The 18,765-nt window shown below is 67.3% G+C and carries 18 protein-coding genes; 7 read left to right on the forward strand and 11 right to left on the reverse strand.

All coding sequences use genetic code 11. The annotated features are described in order from the left end of the window. Window positions 1–5: 5 nt before the first annotated feature. Together BMX93_RS02405 and BMX93_RS02410 are read left to right on the forward strand one after the other, a co-directional pair. Window positions 6–1,232 (forward strand): AMP-binding protein, encoded by a 1,227-nt coding sequence (locus BMX93_RS02405; protein WP_091967356.1) that lies wholly within the window; start codon window positions 6–8, stop codon window positions 1,230–1,232. A gap of 51 nt (window positions 1,233–1,283) precedes the next feature. After that, a complete protein-coding gene (locus BMX93_RS02410) occupies window positions 1,284–2,543 on the forward strand; it encodes an isochorismate synthase (protein ID WP_091967607.1) in 1,260 nt (419 codons plus the stop codon). Window positions 2,544–2,578: 35 nt separating this feature from the next. On the opposite strand, the gene menD is transcribed toward BMX93_RS02410, so the two are convergent. The 5 genes from menD to BMX93_RS02435 form a co-directional block, all read right to left on the reverse strand. After that, window positions 2,579–4,264: a 2-succinyl-5-enolpyruvyl-6-hydroxy-3-cyclohexene-1-carboxylic-acid synthase gene (gene menD / locus BMX93_RS02415; protein ID WP_091967358.1), complete on the reverse strand. Its 1,686-nt coding sequence runs from the start codon at window positions 4,262–4,264 to the stop codon at window positions 2,579–2,581. After that, a complete protein-coding gene (locus BMX93_RS02420; protein WP_281245631.1) occupies window positions 4,261–5,265 on the reverse strand; it encodes an o-succinylbenzoate synthase in 1,005 nt (334 codons plus the stop codon). The genes menD and BMX93_RS02420 overlap by 4 nt, the downstream gene beginning before the upstream one ends. A gap of 97 nt (window positions 5,266–5,362) precedes the next feature. Next, window positions 5,363–7,540 (reverse strand): 4-alpha-glucanotransferase, encoded by a 2,178-nt coding sequence (gene malQ, locus BMX93_RS02425; protein WP_091967360.1) that lies wholly within the window; start codon window positions 7,538–7,540, stop codon window positions 5,363–5,365. Window positions 7,541–7,606: 66 nt separating this feature from the next. Further along, entirely contained in the window at window positions 7,607–8,497 is an 891-nt protein-coding gene (locus BMX93_RS02430; RefSeq protein WP_091967362.1) for an RDD family protein, read from the reverse strand. Window positions 8,498–8,531: 34 nt separating this feature from the next. Further along, complete coding sequence (locus tag BMX93_RS02435; protein WP_091967365.1) at window positions 8,532–9,953, reverse strand: MFS transporter; 1,422 nt, start codon at window positions 9,951–9,953, stop codon at window positions 8,532–8,534. A 106-nt stretch (window positions 9,954–10,059) separates the two neighbouring features. Here BMX93_RS02435 and BMX93_RS02440 point away from each other — a divergent pair, with 106 nt between their 5' ends. Further along, entirely contained in the window at window positions 10,060–10,323 is a 264-nt protein-coding gene (locus tag BMX93_RS02440) for a DUF3039 domain-containing protein (protein WP_091967614.1), read from the forward strand. A 33-nt stretch (window positions 10,324–10,356) separates the two neighbouring features. Here BMX93_RS02440 and BMX93_RS02445 read toward each other — a convergent pair whose 3' ends face one another. Genes BMX93_RS02445 through BMX93_RS02465 form a run of 5 tightly spaced genes read right to left on the reverse strand, consistent with a single transcriptional unit; the run spans window position 10,357 to window position 13,878 of the window. Further along, the gene (locus BMX93_RS02445; RefSeq protein WP_091967368.1) at window positions 10,357–11,364 is read right to left on the reverse strand and encodes a cation diffusion facilitator family transporter; all 1,008 of its coding nucleotides are present in this window, start codon (window positions 11,362–11,364) and stop codon (window positions 10,357–10,359) included. Next, window positions 11,364–12,395 (reverse strand): SIS domain-containing protein, encoded by a 1,032-nt coding sequence (locus BMX93_RS02450; RefSeq protein ID WP_091967370.1) that lies wholly within the window; start codon window positions 12,393–12,395, stop codon window positions 11,364–11,366. Before BMX93_RS02450 ends, BMX93_RS02445 begins: the two co-directional genes overlap by 1 nt. 8 nt (window positions 12,396–12,403) lie before the next feature. Continuing rightward, on the reverse strand, window positions 12,404–12,604 hold the full coding sequence (locus BMX93_RS02455; RefSeq protein WP_091967372.1) for a Trm112 family protein: 201 nt from the start codon (window positions 12,602–12,604) through the stop codon (window positions 12,404–12,406). Window positions 12,605–12,631: 27 nt separating this feature from the next. After that, a complete protein-coding gene (locus BMX93_RS02460; protein ID WP_091967374.1) occupies window positions 12,632–13,444 on the reverse strand; it encodes an HAD-IIB family hydrolase in 813 nt (270 codons plus the stop codon). Between the two features lie 53 nt (window positions 13,445–13,497). Then, a complete protein-coding gene (locus BMX93_RS02465) occupies window positions 13,498–13,878 on the reverse strand; it encodes a DUF3499 domain-containing protein (protein ID WP_091967376.1) in 381 nt (126 codons plus the stop codon). A 70-nt stretch (window positions 13,879–13,948) separates the two neighbouring features. On the opposite strand from BMX93_RS02465, the gene BMX93_RS02470 reads away from it, so the two are divergent. Next, window positions 13,949–14,389, forward strand: coding sequence for a metallopeptidase family protein (locus BMX93_RS02470; protein WP_091967378.1), 441 nt, complete (start codon window positions 13,949–13,951; stop codon window positions 14,387–14,389). 35 nt (window positions 14,390–14,424) lie between these two features. Here BMX93_RS02470 and BMX93_RS02475 read toward each other — a convergent pair whose 3' ends face one another. Next, a complete protein-coding gene (locus BMX93_RS02475; RefSeq protein ID WP_091967390.1) occupies window positions 14,425–15,501 on the reverse strand; it encodes a LacI family DNA-binding transcriptional regulator in 1,077 nt (358 codons plus the stop codon). A 238-nt stretch (window positions 15,502–15,739) separates the two neighbouring features. Here BMX93_RS02475 and BMX93_RS02480 point away from each other — a divergent pair, with 238 nt between their 5' ends. From BMX93_RS02480 to BMX93_RS02490, 3 genes are read left to right on the forward strand one after another with little or no spacing between them, the layout of a single operon-like run. Continuing rightward, entirely contained in the window at window positions 15,740–16,879 is a 1,140-nt protein-coding gene (locus tag BMX93_RS02480; RefSeq protein ID WP_218139190.1) for an extracellular solute-binding protein, read from the forward strand. Beyond that, window positions 16,876–17,859 (forward strand): ABC transporter permease, encoded by a 984-nt coding sequence (locus BMX93_RS02485; RefSeq protein WP_218139191.1) that lies wholly within the window; start codon window positions 16,876–16,878, stop codon window positions 17,857–17,859. Before BMX93_RS02480 ends, BMX93_RS02485 begins: the two co-directional genes overlap by 4 nt. Next, window positions 17,856–18,761, forward strand: a complete 906-nt coding sequence (locus BMX93_RS02490) for an ABC transporter permease (RefSeq protein ID WP_218139192.1) — start codon at window positions 17,856–17,858, stop codon at window positions 18,759–18,761. The genes BMX93_RS02485 and BMX93_RS02490 overlap by 4 nt, the downstream gene beginning before the upstream one ends. The last annotated feature ends 4 nt before the right edge of the window (window positions 18,762–18,765 follow it).

The raw sequence follows: 18,765 nt of genomic DNA on the forward strand, positions 1-18,765 counted from the left end.
CACCGATGAATCCCCAGATCTTCCAGATCCTTCCGGTGCGCCGCGAAGCGAGCGATCTCGGCAGCTTGGCCAGGGCACTGGCGCAGGTCTTCGACGGTACCGCGGACCGGATCCTCGTCCCCGCCGATCCCGGCGAAGACCCTGAGGCGCTGCGCGCCGATCTGACAGCCCGGGTGCGCCGGCTGCCCGAGGACGTCCGGATCGTCGTTCGCACCTCCGGCTCGACGACCGGACACGGCCGTCTCGTGGGGCTGGCCGCCCACCAGCTACGAGCCTCTGCCGAAGCTACTGCGCAACGCCTGGGCGGGCAGGGCCAGTGGGTGCTCGCGCTGCCGCCCCATCACATCGCAGGACTGCAGGTGGTGGCACGCTCGGTTCTCGCCGGCCGCGAACCGGTGCCCACCCAGGGCCGCTTCAGCCCCGCCGAGCTCGCCCGCGCACTGGACCGCGCACTGCGCGCTGAGCCCACCAGGCGGGTCCACCTCTCACTGGTGCCGACCCAGCTGGCCGATGCACTGCGCGATCCCGCCGCAACGAGGGCCCTTGCCCGGGCAGCCAGCGTCCTCGTGGGCGGAGACGCCACCGGGGCACGACTGGCCGAACAGGCCCGCAGCGCGGGCATCGCGCTACGGCGCAGCTACGGCATGAGCGAGACCTGCGGCGGGTGCGTCTACGACGGACGGCCCCTGCGCGGAGTACACATCCGGCTCGGCACCACTCGCGACAGCCTCGACACCAGTGGCCGGATCTGGCTGGGCGGCCCGATGGTGATGAGCGGCTATCTGGACGGTGAGCTCGGGGTGACCAGGCAGGGCACCGTCCGCTGGATCGCCACCCAGGACTGGGGGCAGCTGCGAGACGGCCAGCTGGTGGTGGGCGGGCGCCTCGACGACGTCATCGTGACCGGGGGCCTCAAGGTGAGTGCGGCGGACGTGCGCGAGGCCGCGCTCGCCACCGGGATGGTGCGCGAGGCGGCAGTTGTGGGACTGCCGAACGAACGGTGGGGCCATCTCGTCGCCGCGGTGCTCGTCGCCGACAGTCCATGGCAGCCGGGCTCGGCGCGCATGCTGCGCGACGCGATCGGCCGACGGATCGGCCGGGCCCGTGCTCCCCGAGTAGTGGTGGTACTCGACGCACTGCCCCGGCTGGCATCCGGGAAAACCGATCGGGTCGCCGCGCGAAGGCTCGCCGAGGAGGCGCTGCGAGACGGCACGGCCTTCTCCATTGATTGAAGCCGAAATGACCTGACGGGCTGCCTAGACTGGACCGACGTGTGCTCCTGCGTGACTGACGCGGCGGATCCGGCCGCCCTGCGCCGACGCGCCCTTCCAGGTGCCGACGCGCTCACCCCTCTCGACGGAAGCGACTGGTTGGCCCGGGTCCTGGAGCTCGTACCACACCGGATTGGGCGCCCCTATATATGGCTCGCGCCGCACGGAGGACCGGCCATGGTCGGCTGGGGCACAGCGGCATCCTTCAGCGCCAGCGGCCCCCGCCCGGCGAGTACCGCCTGGCAGCAGTTCCGCGACTGGTCGCGAAAGCTCGACTCAGATCCCCTGGCATTCGGCTCGTTCCCCTTCGACCCCGCCGCGCCAGGCCGTCTCGTGGTGCCTGCCGTGACGATCGTGCGCACCGCGCAGGGTCGGCGAAGCGAGATCATCTGTGCACCGCAGACCGATCTGCTCGCCATCATCGAGGCGGGCCGGCAAAGCACCCTGATGCGCGATCCGGCCGCACCTCGGCTGCGTGAGGTGGACTGTGCGGATGCCCGGCGCAGCTGGACGAGTGCCGTGAGCGCCACGACCACAGTGCTGGCCGATCGGACGGCGGGGATCGAGAAGGTCGTGCTCAGCCGGGCAGTGGACGTCGTGGCAGACCGCCCGCTCGACGAACTGCGGATTGCCCGCTGGCTGGGCGAACACCACCGGGACTGCTGGACCTTTTCGCACGAGGGCCTCATCGGTGCAACCCCTGAGCTGCTCGTCGAGGTGAGCGAGGCCATCTTCCGCTGCCGCATCCTCGCCGGGACACGCACCCCGGCATGGGAGGGCGAGCTGCTGGACGATCCCAAGGAACGCCACGAGCACGAGCTGTCAGTGGATTCGGTGACGGCCAGGCTTGAGGAGGCAGGCCTGAACGATCCGCACCTGGACGGACCCTTCCTGCTGCGGCTGCCCAATGTCACCCACCTGGCCACCGACATCACCGCGTCCCTCGACCCGGCCGTGAGTTCAGCCCACATCACCGATGTCCTCTTTCCCACCGCAGCCATCTGCGGAACCCCGCGCTCGGCGGCGTTCGAGCAGATCCGGCGCGTGGAGAGCATCGACCGCGGGCGCTTCTCGGGGCCGGTGGGCTGGACTGCCACCGACGGATCGGGACAGTGGGGCCTGGCGCTGCGCTGCGCCCAGCTCTCGCCCGATTCCCGTGCCGCCCGGATCTTCGCCGGCGCCGGTATCCTGGCGAGTTCCGAGCCGGACAACGAATGGCACGAGACGCAGGCGAAGATGGCCCCGATGCGCCAGGCCCTGCACCACGGCTAGCAGATGCCCGCGCAGATCGCTGCAGACCCAGCGGATCAGCCACGCGGCGTGAGAGGAACCTCCAGATAGCTCCTGCCGTGGATCGGCTCTCGCAACGCGGCCTCCAACTCCTCCCCGACCACCACACGACGGTAGTCCGCCCCGATCGAGCGAGCCAGGCCGGCCAGGTCGAACAGCTGCGGCGTGCGGAAGAAGCGGCGGAACAGCTCCGGCTCGGCACCGGCATGTTCGAGGCCGGCGAAGATGGCACCACCCCCGTCGGCCAGCACCACCACCTGGACATCGGGTTCCAGCTCGGCCTCGCCCCGCAGCATTCCCATCGCATCGTGGATCGCGGTGAGATCCCCGATCACCACCCGCACGGGACGGCCCAGACCAGCCCATACCCCGGTTGCGGTGGCCACCGTCCCGTCGATCCCGGCCAGGCCACGGTTCGCAATGACCATGGGAGCATCTCTGCCCGGCACAGCCCACCGGTCGAACGCCCTGATCGGCTCGGACGCGCCGATGACCAGCGAGGGGGCGTCCTGCGCGCAATGGGCCGTCCAGATGCTGGCGCAGGCCGCCTCCTTCAGGCTCGGCTCCCGGTATCTGTCCGGCCGGCTTTCCGACTGCCAGGCGTCGAGCCAACCTGACGGCGCCGCACCGCTCACCACCAGCGGACCGCGGAACACCTGCGCCAGACCTGAGACATCGGTCCAGCGTGCCCGATCGACCACCGCCACGATGCGCGGCCCACGATCTGCCAGCAAGGCGCTGACCGGCCTCGACAAGGTGGGATGCCCATAGACGAGAACGCCCTCGAGCTCCTCGGACAGCGGTCCCCGCACGCATCGCTGGTAATCGGTGAGCGCATTCGGCCCGAAACGCGCGCCCGAAGAGGGTTCCGCCAGCAGCGGCCACCCACCGTCGAGCGCCACCTGTTGGGCGAGTGGCCCCGCCGCATCCCCGGCCACGACGACCGTGCGCGGCGGCATCTCGATTTGCGCCGGCATCTCGATCCGGTGCGCCCCCGCGCTTGCCGGGATGTGCGGAGTTCCCGTGGGCCACGCTTGCTGTGGCCCACCACCATCCGGGCGCCACGGCAAGCGTGGCCCACCACCATCCGGGCGCCACGGCAAGCGTGGCGCCAGGGGCTCGCGGAAGCAGACATTGATCTGCACCGGCCCCGGATCGCTACCCAGTTCACCGGTTCCGGCCCTCACTGCCCGGCTCACCAGTCCGTCCAGCCGCTCGTCTGGGGGGAAATCGGCCGGCACGTCCTCCACTCGCCTCATGATGGGCCCGAACAGGCCGAGCTGGCGCGTGGTCTGGTTGGCGCCGGTACCCCACATCTCGTGAGGGCGATCGGCGGTACAGGCGATCACCGGCAGCCCGGCGCTGTCCGCCTCGCACAAGGCCGGATGAAGATTCGCCACCGCAGTACCCGAGGTGGCGACGACCACCACCGGAGTTGGCTGGCCGCTCACCGCGGTGGCCTTGGCGATGCCGAGCGCCATGAAGGCCGCAGCACGCTCGTCCAGACGGACGTGCACGCGTACCAGGCCCGCCTGCTCGGCACTGTGGAGCGCGTAGCCCAGCGGAGCATCCCGCGAACCCGGGCAATAGACCACCTGGCGGACACCGCTGCCCGCGAGGGCCACCACCAGGCGCCGCGCCAGCAGCGCGGACGCCACCTCCCCGACTTCGCCCCCGGGGCTCGTGGCAGACTCGGCGCTCATTGGAGGCGCAGGCACATGAGTTCGAGGCGATGGGCCCAGCGCCAGCACAGCTCCACCGCAACATCCTGGCCGACCGGGACGTCAACGCCGACGCGCCGCACCGCAACGCAGCCGTCATCGGGAGCCAGCGGCCGATCGGTCACATCGGAGGCGAACAGCTCGACGGTGGCCAGCCCACAGGCATGATCGAGCCTCGGCAGTGCCGCCGCCAGCTGGGCCCCCACGGACAGCCCGACCGAGGTCTCCAACGCCGAGGAGACCACAACCGGCAGCTTCGCGCGAGCCACCACATCCAGCGCCCGTCGCAGTCCCCCGAGCGGCTGCGCCTTGATGACGAGCAGGTCGGCGGCTCCCGCCGCCGCCACCGCCAGGGGATCACTGGCCCGGCGCACCGACTCGTCCGCCGCCACCGGAACATCGACGGCCCGACGCACCTGCGCCAAGCCCTCCACCTGCCCGGTGGGCTGCTCGACATATTCCAGCCCCTGGGCAGCTGCATCCAGCTCGCGGATCGCCTCGATCGCCTGCTCCACGGACCAGGCCCCATTCGCGTCGACCCTGATCCGCCCAGACTCACCGAGGGCAGCACGTACCGCTTCCACCCGGGCACAGTCGTCGCGCAATGCGCTGTGTGGATCGGCCACCTTCACCTTTGCCGTGCGACAACCCCCGCTGTCCTGGACCAGGGCGGCGGCCGTCTGGGGCGAGACAACGGGAATCGTCACATTCACCGGAATACGGCCGCGCACCACCGCCGGCGGCTGCTCGCACGCCGCCTCGATGGCGGCGCGTAGCCATTCGACCGATTCATCGGGCCCATAGTCCCAGAAGGGTGAGCACTCGCCCCAGCCGGCCGGGCCGTGCAGGAGAAGTCCGTCGCGCACCGAGATACGGCGGAAACGATGGCGCATCTCGATGCGGTAGACCAGCAGCCGGTCGATGCCGCGGATCTGCAGGCATGGCGGCAGTTGGATCTCGCTGAGGCTCGCCCGCTCACTCACCCGGCAATCGTAGCCATGGCTCTCGTCCGCACCGTCCATGCCCCGTCCGTCATCCGTGGGCTCGGTCCGGACGACCACGCGCCCCCGCCAGCCGTGATCATGTGGCGCTCGAACGGATCGCCTCGTCGCTTCGCCAGGGACTGGGCACGGTGCTGAACCCGTTCATCACCGCGGACAATCGCATCGGGCGCTCCATCCGGTAGATGTCCTCGAGCGTGAGCGGCTGTCCATCGGCTCCGCACAAGGGCACGCGCCAGTTCGGGTACTCGTCGACGGTACCGGGCTGGTTCTGGATGCGGGTGTCACCGACCGCATCGACGAGCGTCACGCTGAGCACCCGCGACGGGGTCCAGGTGAGCAGCCGGTACAGCGCCAGCACATTCGCCTCGACCGGATCCTCCACCCGATCGTCGATGGCCCCGCGCTGGCACAGATAGTCCCACCAGCGACGCAGCTGCTCCCCGGCGATGCGTTCTTCGTCCTCGAGACTCTCGGTGAGCAGCCCCAGCTTGGCCCGCAACTTCACATGCGCCTTCGTGAGGTAGCCGGCCGTGGGGGGCAGGTCGTGGGTGTTCACCGAGGCCAGGCAGTATTCGCGCCAGTTCTCCGGAGGAATCGGGTTGCCCGCATCGTCCTCCTCGAACCACAGCACGGAGGTGCCGAGGATGCCGCGCTCGGCGAGATAGCGGCGGGTCCACGGCTCGACGGTGCCCAGATCCTCCCCGATGATCACGGCCTGGGCCCGATAGGCCTCCAGAGCCAGGATGCCGACGAGTGCCTCGTGGTCATAGCGCACATAGGTGCCCTCCCGGGGCCCCGAGCCTTCGGGAACCCACCACAGGCGGAACATCCCGATGATGTGATCGATGCGCACACCCCCGGCGTGCTCCAACACATTGCGCACCATGGTGCGGAAGGGGGCATAGCCGAGGTCTTCGAGCCGATCCGGGCGCCAGGGCGGCTGGCCCCAGTCCTGCCCCAGCTGGTTGTAGGCATCCGGTGGTGCCCCCACGCTCATGGCGTCCGCATAGACGTCGCGCATCGCCCAGGCGTCCGAACCGGCGGCGCTCACCCCGACAGCCAGGTCGGTGATGACGCCTACCGGCATCCCGGCGTCCTTGGCCGACTGCTGAGCGTCGCTGGCCTGGGAAGCGGCGATCCACTGCAGCCACTCCTGGAAGTCCACCTCGTCGCGGTGCTCGTCGTGGAAGCGGTCGACCTGGGGAGAGCTGGGGCGCTGCAAGGGCGCATCCCACAGCCGCCAGTCCGGGCCGTGGTACTCGCACAGCACGGCCCAGGTGGCGAAGTCGCGCAGCGTGCGTCCCTCCCGGCGCCGGAAGGCATCGAAGATCATCTGTCGCGAATCCGTCCGCCGGGCGGCCCAGATGATGCGAAGCGCCTTGCGCTTGTACTCCCAGCACAGGTCACGTGCGATGATCTTCTCCCCGGCCAGGCGATCCCTCAGCTGCTCGCGCAGCTCGGCGATGCGCGCCCGGCTGTGCTCGTCGAGGGTGGCGTATTCCATGATCGTCTCGGGGCGGATGTACAGCGGGTTGACGAACAATCGGCTGCTCGGCAGATAGGGCGAGGGCTCCATCGGCGGAGCCGGCTGGGCGGCGTGCATCGGGTTGACGAGCACATAGCCGGCGTACTGCTGCGAGGCCGACCAGGCAGCCAGCGCCCCCAGATCGACGAAGTCCCCCACCCCCCATGAACCGGCGCTGCGCACGCTGTACAGCTGCGCCGAATAGCCCCAGATCCGTCGCTCGCCCATCGACTGGGGGAAGCCGAGGAAGGCCGGTGAGACGATGAGCGTGGCCCGGGCCTCGCGATCGTCCGAGCTGGCCTGCAGGCGGTGGTAGCCGAGTGGAAGATCGCCGGGAATCTCGAAGGTGGCCTCGCCGATCAGCTCCTCGCCGATCTGGCGTGGCGGGGCGAAGTTGTCCACCTGTGTCGCCTCGGCCGAACCACCCTCCTCCAGCCTGATGCTCAGCCGGGCGGGATGCCCATCGGCGACGTGCAGATTGACGCGTACCGGCTGGCCCTGGCGGGTCACGACCACCGGTGGCAGCAGGCGACGCCATGGCTTGTCGCGCTGGTCACGCAGGGCCTGCTCGGCGGCGCCGGGGGCCGACACGTCGATCCCGAGGGCGGCGAGCACGCTGACCACGGTCTTCTCGCTCACCTGAACCTGGCGACCCTTCCAGTCCCAGAACTCGGTGGCGATGCCGAACAGTTCGGCGAGTTCGTTCAGTGCAGGGTCACCCAGGGCCATGGCCACACCCTAGGACACCCGGCGGCCCATTCCGTGACGAGTTCGCCGGCACCGGACACGGCCCGGTCATGGCCGCACGGAGATCACCTGGGTCCGGGCCAGCAGATCGTGCAGTGCCTGGCGACGCGGGTTGAACAGCGGCCACAGGCCGTTGGCTGCAGTGAGCACGAAGCCCAGCGTGCTCAGCTGGGAGAACAGAGAGAAGACCTGGCAGAACAGCCACCCGGCGTTGCGCAGCAGGCTCGTGGACCAGCGCAGCCCGAAGCGTTCGCGTCCGTGTCCGGCCCGCACGACGCGCAGGCCCATGAGCAGCTGGCCGATGGTGGCGGCCTTGAATCGCATCATGAGGGTTGCATAGCAGAACTGGGCGACCAGCAGCGCCACGTTGTAGACGATCCACAAGGTGGTGATGCCATATCTGGGATCGGCCGGGGAGAGCGGAATATCGGTATTGCCGGCGCTCACCGCGGTCAGCACATCGGCCTCCCAGGCCTCAATGCCCGCCACGAGCCGTTGTCCGAAGAGCATCAGCGCGAAAACCTGCACGACAGTGAGGAGCAGATAGTCCACGATGAGCGCCGCGAGCCTGGACCACCAGCCAGCCAGCCGGACGCCGTCGTCGGTGGTGGGGCCACCACCCGTGGCGAAGCCCGCCTGCGTGCGGTAGGGCATCGGTCTGGCATCGAATCCGGCGGCGTACCTGCCCGGGCGCTCAAGGGAATCGGTACCCGGGTATCCGCCCGGGGCCATCGGGCCCGCCGCAGCCGGTGGTCTGTCGGCCGCGGTCCTCGAGGGGGGCACCCTGGTGTTGCGTGTCCACCGCTGCCCGTCCCAGTAACGCTCGAGTCGGGCGTCGGCCGGGTCGGGATACCAGCCCATCGGGGGCAGCTGGGGGTCGCCGGGCTGGAGCCGGGACTCGTCGTCTCGTCGTTGCGGTCCACCGGGATAATCGCTCACGGTTCACAGCATGCCATGCCGCTCATCCGCTCGTTCACGGCGCCGATCGTGCCGGGGGCGTGTCGTGGACCGGCCCGATACGGATGGCAACCAGCAGGCACAAGCCCGCGGCGAGGGTGGGGACGAGATAGACCACACCGAAGACGGTGCTCCAGGCGTGTCCGGTGTGTAGAGCCGCATAGACCGACCCGGCAATGCCGATCACGAGAGAGTTGCCCAGGCCCTCGCAGACCTGCAGGGACGAGGTCCATCTGCCCAGTTCGGCTGGCCTGCTCAGCGTCATCACGGCCAGCGAGGTACTCGCGACGGTAAGCCCCATCCCGAATCCTGCCAGCCCATAGGAGCTGAGGATGAGCCCCACCGGCAGCCGCGGCCAGACCGCGCAGGCCAGCATGAGGGCTATGCCCACCGCTGTGGAGCCCGCACCGGCAATGACGATCTGGTCACGGCGCAGTGCCAGCCAGGGCCTGGCCTGCAGCCACGATCCGAGGGACCAGCCCACCGAGCCGATGCTGAGCATGAAACCCACCTGACGCAAGCTGAGCCCGTGCGCCTGGGTAAGCAGCAACAGCAGATAGGTCTCGGCCGTCATGAACGCGCCGGTGGCCAGCCCCCGCGACGCCACCACGGACGGCAGACCCGGTGCGGCACGTAGGAATCCTCTCGGCATGATCGCCGGAACAGCCACGCCCAGCGCCACGATGCCGGCGATGCCAACCCCGATGGCCACCAGATCGAGCCGATGACCGGCATACTGGACCAGCGCGGCCCCCAGGGCGGCGGCACCGGCAGCCCAGATCGGGGTCTGTCTGCCGCGTGCGAAGGGCGGGGCTGCACCCTCCGACGGATCGCCCGCGGCATACCGGATGCTCTCGGCGCGCCAGAACCGGTACATCGGGCGCCATCCCACCACCAGGCCTGCCGCAAGCACTGGCAGCAGCCCCCAGAACACCCAGTGCCAGCCGATGTGCTCGGTGATGAAGGCAGCGACCGGCGGCCCGACGAAACTGGGCAGCACCCAGCAGAACGAGAAGACAGCCATCAACCGGGGACGCTGCTCGTCGCTGAAGGCACGCCCGACGAGCACCATGAGTGCGACATTGAGCGCGCCACCGCCCAGTCCCTGGACGGCTCGCATGGCGAGCAGCAGGTCCATGCTGCTCGCGGCGCCAGCGCCGAACAGGCCGACCGCGAAGAGGACGAAACCTGCGGCCAGCGGAGGGATGACGCCGATCCGATCACAGGCACGTCCGGCCAGCACGATACCGAGCACCTGCGAGGTGGTGAAAATGGTGAACGCCCAGTCGTACAGATCCAGCCGTCCGAACTGGCTGGCTGCCGTGGGCATGGCGGTGAGCGTGCCGTAGGACTCGAAAGCAACTGCCAAGACACCGATGAGAATGGCGGCGACCAGACCCCGGCCGGGCTCTCTCGTGGCGGCGTCGTCGAAGGTCACGGCGAACCATCAAACCATGGCCCGTGCAGGGAGCACCAGCCTGCCCTTCGGATGAACGTGACGCCTGCACAGTGAATGCCATGCGAGTCGTGACACCATGGGTGACATGAGTCAGCTGGCACCAGGATCACAGACAACCGTCAAGGAGCGCACCCAGCCCGTCTACGAGGACGGGGACGAAGAGCGTTTCAGCCATTTCGTGCCGAAGGGCAAGCTCATGGAGGCCATGGTCAACGGCACTCCAGTGGTTGCGTTGTGCGGCAAGGTGTGGGTGCCCAGCAGGAACCCCGAGAACTTCCCGGTCTGCCCCACCTGCAAGGAGATCTGGGAGCAGATGAGCCCGGGCAAGGACAAGGGCCCGGACCGCTGAGCGGGGGCCGGCTCGCCGCAAGGCAGCAGTTGGTCAGTTGCCGGACCCGATCCCGCGGGCGGCCCGATAGACGGCGCGCCTGATGTCGGGCTCGAGATAGACATAGGTGCACATCGGCTCGGCCTCGCGGATATTGCGTTCCGCCGCATCGATGACCGCCGAGACATAGCCGGCGCTCTGCGTGGGGGCAACGGCGATCTTCGCAGCCACCAGCACCTGCTCTGGTCCGACATGCACGGTCTTCATGTGGATCACTGCCTCGATCCCGGGCGTGCTGGTCAGCGCGGCAGCGATCACACCCGCCATCTGGGGGGTGGCCGACTCGCCCAGCAGCAGGCTTTGCATCTCAACGCCCAGCAGCACGGCCACGGCGATGAGCAGCAGGCCGATCATCCCGGCGCCGAGCGCATCGAATAGCCCGTTTCCGGTCAGCAGGGTCAGCCCCACCCCAAGCAGCGCGAAGACCAGGCCCGCCAGCGCGGCAGAATCCTCCAGCAACACCACGGGCAATTCGGGGGCCCGCGACTCGTGGACGAACTGCGCGATGCTCAGCTGTTCACGAGCCGAATGCGTCTCCCGAAGGGCCGTGCGCAGGCTCACCGACTCGGCAACCAGGCTCAGCCCGAGGACGACCAGCGGGACCCACCACCACGACGAGGCCAGCAGCTCGTCGGGCTCGCCGCGCAGGACCTCGGCGATCTTGAGACCGGTCTCGTACAGGGCGAACAGGCCTCCGACGCTGAACAGGATGATGGAGACCAGAAAGGCGTTGATGTAGCGCTGACGGCCGAATCCGAAGGGGTGCACGGAGTTGGGACCGCGCTTGGCGCTGCGTCCGCCCAGGAGCAGCAGGACCTCGTTGCCGGTGTCCGCGAAGGAGTGGATCGCCTCGGACAGCATGGAACTCGCCCCGGTGAGCAGCCAGGCCAGGAACTTCGTGAGCGCGATTGCCAGATTGGCCGCCAGTGCGGCGACGGTCGCCCTGGTGGCTCCCCTCGTGGGGTGGGCGGACCGGTGGCTGCGTGCCTTCCCGGGCGCCATCAGATCTGCTGGCCGGGTGTGCCACCGCGCCGTGACCCGATGCGCAGATAGGCAGCGCCGTACAGGCCCTTCTGGAGGAGCGCGACATAGCGATCGACGTCGCTGCCCTGTCCGGCGTCGAGCGCGCAGATCCGCACGTCGTGGGCCTGTGCGGTCTCGAGCAGGGTCTGGCGCTCCACGGCCATCTCGGGGCTGTCTCCCATGTCGTTGAGCACCAGCAGCACCGGGCGCAGCGAGGCCTGGTGCTCGGTGGGGTCGGCGAAGGGATCGCGGGGACCGGTCGCCTCGATGACGGGCAGCAGTTCCTCGCTTCCCACGGCGAGTGCTGCCAGGCCGGTGGCGCGCCGCAATGCCTCGGCGACTCGCCGACTGGCGCGGGCCGCGAGCACGGATCCGCCCCAGACCAGCGGAAGCGCATCCGCCAGCCCGAGAGCCAGGTCTTTGGCGGCATTCGTGGACAGGTCACGATAGGGGCTGGACTCCTCGGCCACCATGTCGGCCACCTCGGCGGTGTCGGAGGGGACGACATCGGGTCCCAGCTCGACTTCGTGCAGCACTGACATGAGGGCTATCGCCGCAGCGAGGGGGTCGCCGGTCGCGGTCGGGACCCGCAGCGTCGAGGTGCCCTCAGCGGCCGCCCACACCGGGGAATCCTCGGGTGTCGCGACGAGCAGGGCGGCGCCCCGGCGGGCTGCCTCGTAGGTGGCCGACACGAGGGCCGCATCGGAGCCGTCACGCGAGGCGAGCACGACGACCAGGTCGAGAGCTCCCACCCACGCCGGCAGCCCGGCGAAGGGCCACGCGACGAACGGTACCGGGCAGCAAGGCTCGAGGACTGCCCTCACCAGGCGGGCCTCCTGGCCGACGATGATGACGCCGCGAGGACGTCGGCCGGCCTCGAAGTCCGGTTTACCGAGGATCTGTGCCTCGAGTCGGATGCGCGCGCCGGCACCGGCCAGGAAGCGCAGCGAATCGTCGGCCTCCGCCAGGATCTGCGGGTCGTCGAGCGCCGCGTCGTCGAAGTCATTCATGACCGATCTCAGCCCCTGTGCGCATGGCGGGCCTGGTCGACCAGCAGGACCGGGATCTGATCGCGCACCGGATAGGCCAGCCCACACGCGGTGTTGGTGCATGCCAGCTCGGATCGTTCATAGTCGACCGCAAGCTTCGCGTGACAGCTCGGGCATGCCGCGATGTCGAGAAAGCCGGCCGACAGATCGAGTTCGGATGTTCTTGCCACGGTGCGTCTCCTTGTGTGCGGCGGTGTTCAGGCGGACAGCAGATCGCAGGCGGGCCTTCCCCCTGCACGCAGTTCCGTGATGACCCCCGCCAGGAACTCCAGTGTCTCTCGTGGCCCGCTCACCGCATGGCAGGGCACGCCCAGCGCGCGCACCGGATAGTCGTTCCCGCCGGGCTCGAGCCGGTCCCCCACGAAGAGCATCTCGTCCAGACCGATGCCCGTCTGTTCTGCGAGCTGGGCCATGCCATATCCCTTGTCGATTCCGCGGCGGGTGATGTCGATGGAGGTGGAACCGCCGGCCCTCACTTCGAGTCCGGGCAGCTCGGCCGCGACGGCTGAGCGGAGCGCCTCACGCTTCTCGCCGGCGGGATCCCAGTTCCTCTTCGATGCCACGTCGGCGTGCTGGCCGAGTGCCGAATAGGTCACCTGACTGCCACGATCCTCGATACGATCGCCGCGGACCAGCGCGTCCGGCTCCCACAGATGAAGGGCCTTGGCGTGACGGGTCAGGGCCGTGATCGCCCGTTCGCGCTCGTCCACTGTGAGATCACGGGCATAGAGCTCGCGCCAGGCCCCGTCGATGTGGCGCAGATAGCGCGTTCCGCAGGTGGGCATGAGGTGCAACTGCGTGAGATCGGCCTCAGCGGGGAGCCGGTCGAGCAGCTGCTCGCGGAACTGGCCGAACTGGCCGCCGGAAATGACGCAGACCGGTCGCAATGTCAGCAGATCGGTGAGCGTCCGGCTCATCGCCGGTGGCAACGGTGACTTCGATGGCGCCAGGGTGTCGTCCAGGTCGAAGGCGATGAGCGCCGGGAATCGGTCGCGGCAGCTGTTCTCCATGCAGGCCAGACTAGTGCACCGAGCCCCTCAGGCCGGTGTCCACCGGGGTCCGCTCACCGCTGCGTACCCCGCCCCCGATCGGTGATGACGCGCAGATGTCCGCGGTGGGCCAGCTCCACCACAGTGCTCTCGTCGGGGCTGTCGGAGCGCACGGGCGCCTGGCCGAAGCCGATCTCGCGCACAGCATCGGCAAGGGCCAGCAGATCGTCCTCGTCGGGGGCGGGCGGTTGCGCGCTGGCATCGGTGAGGCGGATGATCTCCCAACCGCGTGGCGCGCTCGTGGACTGCGCATGGGCACTGCACAAGTCGTAGCTGCCCGGCTCGGCCGCGGTCGCCAACGGGCCGACCACGGCAGTGGAATCCGCGTAGGCGAAAGTCAGGGTGGCAACAGCTCTCTCATTGCACCCGTTCCTGGAACAGCGCCTGTCCTTCACGGCTCACAGGCTAGTCCAACGCCAGGCCCCCGCACCGGCCGACTCGCCACAGCGCGCCTACGCTGGGAACATGCGTACCCGTGACCGCCACGGGCGTGGCCTGCGCGGGCCACTCGCCCTGCCCAATCCCCTCACGACACGGCCCGTCGCGGTGCCCCAGCAGCCACGCGGCCTGGCCTATTTCCTGCTGTGCGTGCAGGATGCGGTGTCCGAGGTGGCAACACACTGCCCCGATGTCATCGACGAGATCGACATCGGGGTCGACGAGGTGCCCGATGCTCGCACGCTGTGGAACGACATCGGCGAATATGACGCGGTGCCTCTGGCTGCCGCCGTCGAAGCGGTGGGCGAGCAGCATCCACGGGTGGTCATCTACCGTCGCCCGCTCGAGCGGCGCGCGGCGGACCGGGAGGATCTCCACGAACTCGTCCACGAGACCCTGGTGGATCAGCTCGTCGCTCTCACCGGGCGCAGTGTCGACGAGATTGACCCGGACCAGGGAGAGGACTAGGAACAGCGTCCAGCCCTTCGACAGTGGACGGCGAATCAAGAGTCAGGCGCTGAGTCAATCGCGGGCGGGGCCATGACCACGCTGTTGCCGGCCAGTACAACACCCCTGAGACAGATGTGTTCAACGGGGACCTCGGGGTCGTCGATCTTCCCGAGGAGGAGCTCCATGGCTCTCAGCGCCATCTGCGCCACTGGTTGCTGAAAGGTTGTCAGCCCGATCCAGGCGGAGTCGAGCGGTGGCATGCCATCGAAACCGCTCACCGAGACTTCTCCCGGAACGGCCACACCGTGCGCTTCCAACGCACCGGCCACCTCTACGGCCCGCAAATCGGTCGGGCACATGACAGCCGTGAGCTCTCGCTGCGAATCCGCGGCCTGGCGAGCCGTGTCATCGGGTCTGCCGCGCTCGAGCAGTTCACGAACGATCTCGCCGGCGCCGCGCTCGAGGGGCGCGACAACCTCGACCACCGTGACGCCGCGCTGACGCAGCCGCGCCGCCATCGCCATGGAGCGATCATTCTGGGTGAGAGCGCTGCTGCGAGGAACGATGAGGACACCGACGACACGGTGCCCCAGATCGGCGAGGTGGTCGGCCATTCTCAGACCACCGTCAGCCTCGTCGCAGTAGACGCTGGCAAGGTGGGGATGCAGCTCCGGACGCCCGACGACCACGGTTGGCACCCGAAGGGCGAACTCCGCAATGTCATCAGCAGGAAGCAGTCCGCTGCACACCACAAGACCATCGACGCGCAGTGAGATCAGGGCGGCCAGTGCGGCCTTCTCATTCGCGACTCGCCCCACACCGGTGGTCGTGAGAACCCTGTACCCCGATTCGAGTGCCTGTTCCTCGACGACCGCCCGGATCTGGGCGTACAGCGGTGACACCGTGTCCCTGACGACCATGCCGATAGTGCGGGTCCGTCCCCGCACCAGACCGCGGGCCATCGCGTTCGCCACATAGCCGAGCTGGCGGGCCGCGAGCTCAACTCGGATCCTTGTCGACTCCGAATAGGGACCGGTGCCGGCCAGCACCCGCGCCGCCGCCGACTTCGACACTCCGGCCTGCTCTGCGACGTCGACGATCGTCGGTTGGACGGGGCGACAGGCTGACATGGCTGGAGCTTATGACGAAGATCGAAAGCTGTCGTCTGCCGGACACCTTGCCGGCCCTCCGCCAGCGTCCAGATGCCCCCGCACAGCCAGCTGTTCGCCAACCGTTCAACTGACTGACCCCTCAGCTACGCCGCTGCCTCACTTCATGGGTTCACGATGACGTTGTGGGAACGCTCCCATACGATGAATTCCGCGACCGCAGGAGGACACCACAGTGAAAACTCACTCAATCGCTCGCTTGGTCATTGCCACCTCACTCGTGCTCGCCACGGGCGGCCTGGCCGGCTGCGCACAGAGTTCCTCAGCCGCCCCCTCGGCGACCACTACCGGCGACACCGCACTCACTGTCTTCATCAGCGGCGACACCAATGTCCAAGCTCTCTGGGACAAGGCACTGATCCCCGCCTTCGAGAAGACCAATCCCAGGATCTCCGTGACCACCACGATCGACCTGCACGGCGAACACGACGCCCAGACGCAGGCCAATCTGGCTGCCGCCACGAAGCAGGACAAGACCGTCCCTTACGATCTCATCGATGCGGGCTTCGTCCCCACCGTGGGAAAGACCGGACTACTCCTGCCTGCTGACGAGAGCTCGATCCCCAATCTGAAATCGGTCCCCGAAGCGACCCGTGCCCAGGGTGGTTCCGGTGGTATCCCCTACCGAGCATCGAGCGTGTTGCTCGCCTATGATTCGACGAAGGTCACCGCGCCTCCCCGCACCCTCGACGCACTTCTCGATTGGATCAGGGCAAACCCGGGCGAGTTTGCCTACAATTCCCCGTCAACCGGCGGCTCCGGCGGCTCCTTCGTCACCACGGTGCTGTCCAAGTACCTGAGCGCTGCACAGCAGCAGACCATGGCGACCAGTTACGACAAGTCGCTTGAAAGCAGCTGGGACCAGGGTTTCCAGACCCTTCACGATCTTGGCCAGTACATGTACCAGAAAGGTGTTTACCCCAACGGCAATGCCCAGGTGCTTCAGTTGCTGGAGAGCGGGCAGATCTCGATGGCACCGGTGTGGAGCGACCAGTTCATCACTGCGCAGAATTCTGGAGCCATGCCCAAGACAGTGAAGTATTTGCAGATATCCAATCCATCATTCACCGGTTCCGCCTCATTCCTAGGGATTCCCAAGACAGAGTCGGATGCCAAGAAAGATGCCGTCTATAAGCTGGCTGATTTCGTTCTCTCGACGCAGGGGCAAGAAATCGTGGCAGACGCCGTTTCAGGATATCCGGTAGTTCCTCTCAACACTCTTCCGCAGAGCGTGGCGGACAAATTCAGCGCCGCCAATCCGTCAGCACTACGGTTGTCCTTCTCCTCCCAGTTCACCTCGGACATGAATGCCGAGTGGAGCGCAAAGGTTCCGAAGTGAGTGAAACAACTGAGCTCGGCACCCAGGTCGGCAGAGTCTCGGACGACTCCTCCACAGATCCAGTCCCTGCCCCAGTCAAAATCGATACCCCGACCAAACGAGCAGATCATCGCCGGCACACAGCCACCGGAATGGTATTGGTGGCTGCTCCCACCGCCGTCGTGCTCGTTTTTGTCGCATTTCCAGTTTTCAATGCCCTGCTCTTCAGTCTCGGTTTCACAGGCGGGATTAATTCGACACTTGCCGAAATCGGTCAAGACATCATCTCGACTCCCTCATTCGCCGTCTTCGAGAACTTGTTTCACGACTCGATGTACATGCGCGACCTGGGTGCAACGCTGATCGTCACCTTCGCCTCCACGGTTTTGACTATCGGTGCCGCCTGCGTGATTTCAATCATTCTGCGGCTCTATGGGGGCTATTTGGGCAAGTTGCTCAGTATTCTGGCGGTTGTCCCCCTGTTCGTGCCGGTGGTGATTGCCAGCTGGGCCATCCTCACCTTCTACGACGGCACTGGGTTCCTGCGCAGCGTCGCCGCCAGTCTGGGGTTCAGTGCCCCAACCTGGGGATTCACCCTCACCGCAGTCACCATCGGCAGCGTGTGGACAAGCCTCCCCTTCGCGGTCCTCCTCATTGCCGGGGCGATGCAGGGAATCCCCGATGCCCTGCTGGAGGCAGCGCACGATGCCGGAGCAGGGAATTGGCAGGCAATCTGGCATGTTCTCTTGCCACTCGCGAAAATCCCTCTGACGATCGCGTCGACTTTCACGTTCATCGGAGTGCTTGGCTCGTTCACCGTTCCGTACTTCACGGGACCGAATTCACCCACCATGCTAGGCGTTGACCTGTCCCGCTATTTCACCGCGTTCAATCGTCCACAGCAGTCAACGGCGCAAGCGTTCGTCGTCTTCGCCTTTGCATCGGTCGCCGCAGGGCTCTATCTGTGGGCCACCATGCACTCGAATGAGCAGACATCGTGAAGGGGAAGCCAGTAGAAACCAATGATCTCCGGGCGCTCGGCGAGACGCACCAAGACACCCACGGAATCATCAGGGGGAGCCGCAGACTTCATCACCATCCATGGCACGTTGTCATTCTGGTCTGGGGAGTAGCTATTATTCTCGCATTCTTCATTCTTGGGCCTCTTTGCTGGCTCAGTCTCCATGCCTTCGCCAGCAATTGGACCTATCCCCATCTACTGCCCGAGGGATGGACGTTCCACTGGTGGACGGTCGTCTTCTCAGACCCTGGCCTGGGCGTCGCCATCCACAATTCGCTGGTCTTCGCACCACTGACTGTTGCGATCTCGGCAGTCATCTGCCTGCCTGCCGCCTATTCTTTGAGTCGCATCCCGTTCCCTGGCCGGCGAGTGGTGCTGGTTGGCCTGTTCGCAACCAACGCCTTCCCGAAAATGGGATTGTTCGTCACGATGTCCACCTTGTTCACCGCGCTGAATCTCATGAACACTGTGACCGGCATTCTCATCGTGCACCTGCTCGGCACGATCGTCTTCATGACCTGGCTGCCAGCCGCGGCATTCAGTGCCGTCCCTCGCAACCTGGAAGAAGCCGCTCGCGATTCCGGAGCCGGCTGGTGGCGCACATTCCTCACCGTCACCCTGCCCATCGCCTGGCCGGGAATCCTGGTAGCACTCGTGATGTGCTTCCTGGCATCCTTCGATGAATCACAGGGCACATATCTGGTCGGTGCACCCACCTACATGACCATGCCGACCGAGATGTACTCGCTCGTGCTCAACTCACCTCGCCAGGTGGCAGCTGTTTTTTCCATCATCCTCACGATTCCCTCGGTGGTGCTCATGACATTGGCGCGACGCCACATCATGGGTGGTCGGCTCGCCGATGGTTTCCAGATCAGATAGGAGC

The sequence above is a fragment of the Propionibacterium cyclohexanicum genome (genome assembly GCF_900111365.1).
Lineage (GTDB): Bacteria > Actinomycetota > Actinomycetes > Propionibacteriales > Propionibacteriaceae > Propionibacterium > Propionibacterium cyclohexanicum.

Bases quoted from the DNA above. Each gene is read 5' to 3' on its own strand.
- BMX93_RS02460 (WP_091967374.1), bottom strand. From the start codon at position 13,444: ATGGAGAACAGCTGCCGCGACCGATTCCCGGCGCTCATCGCCTTCGAC.
- malQ (WP_091967360.1), bottom strand. From the start codon at position 7,540: ATGGCCCTGGGTGACCCTGCACTGAACGAACTCGCCGAACTGTTCGGC.
- BMX93_RS02450 (WP_091967370.1), bottom strand. From the start codon at position 12,395: ATGAATGACTTCGACGACGCGGCGCTCGACGACCCGCAGATCCTGGCG.
- menD (WP_091967358.1), bottom strand. From the start codon at position 4,264: ATGAGCGCCGAGTCTGCCACGAGCCCCGGGGGCGAAGTCGGGGAGGTG.
- BMX93_RS02470 (WP_091967378.1), top strand. From the start codon at position 13,949: ATGCGTACCCGTGACCGCCACGGGCGTGGCCTGCGCGGGCCACTCGCC.
- BMX93_RS02405 (WP_091967356.1), top strand. From the start codon at position 6: ATGAATCCCCAGATCTTCCAGATCCTTCCGGTGCGCCGCGAAGCGAGC.
- BMX93_RS02475 (WP_091967390.1), bottom strand. From the start codon at position 15,501: ATGTCAGCCTGTCGCCCCGTCCAACCGACGATCGTCGACGTCGCAGAG.
- BMX93_RS02445 (WP_091967368.1), bottom strand. From the start codon at position 11,364: ATGGCGCCCGGGAAGGCACGCAGCCACCGGTCCGCCCACCCCACGAGG.
- BMX93_RS02440 (WP_091967614.1), top strand. From the start codon at position 10,060: ATGAGTCAGCTGGCACCAGGATCACAGACAACCGTCAAGGAGCGCACC.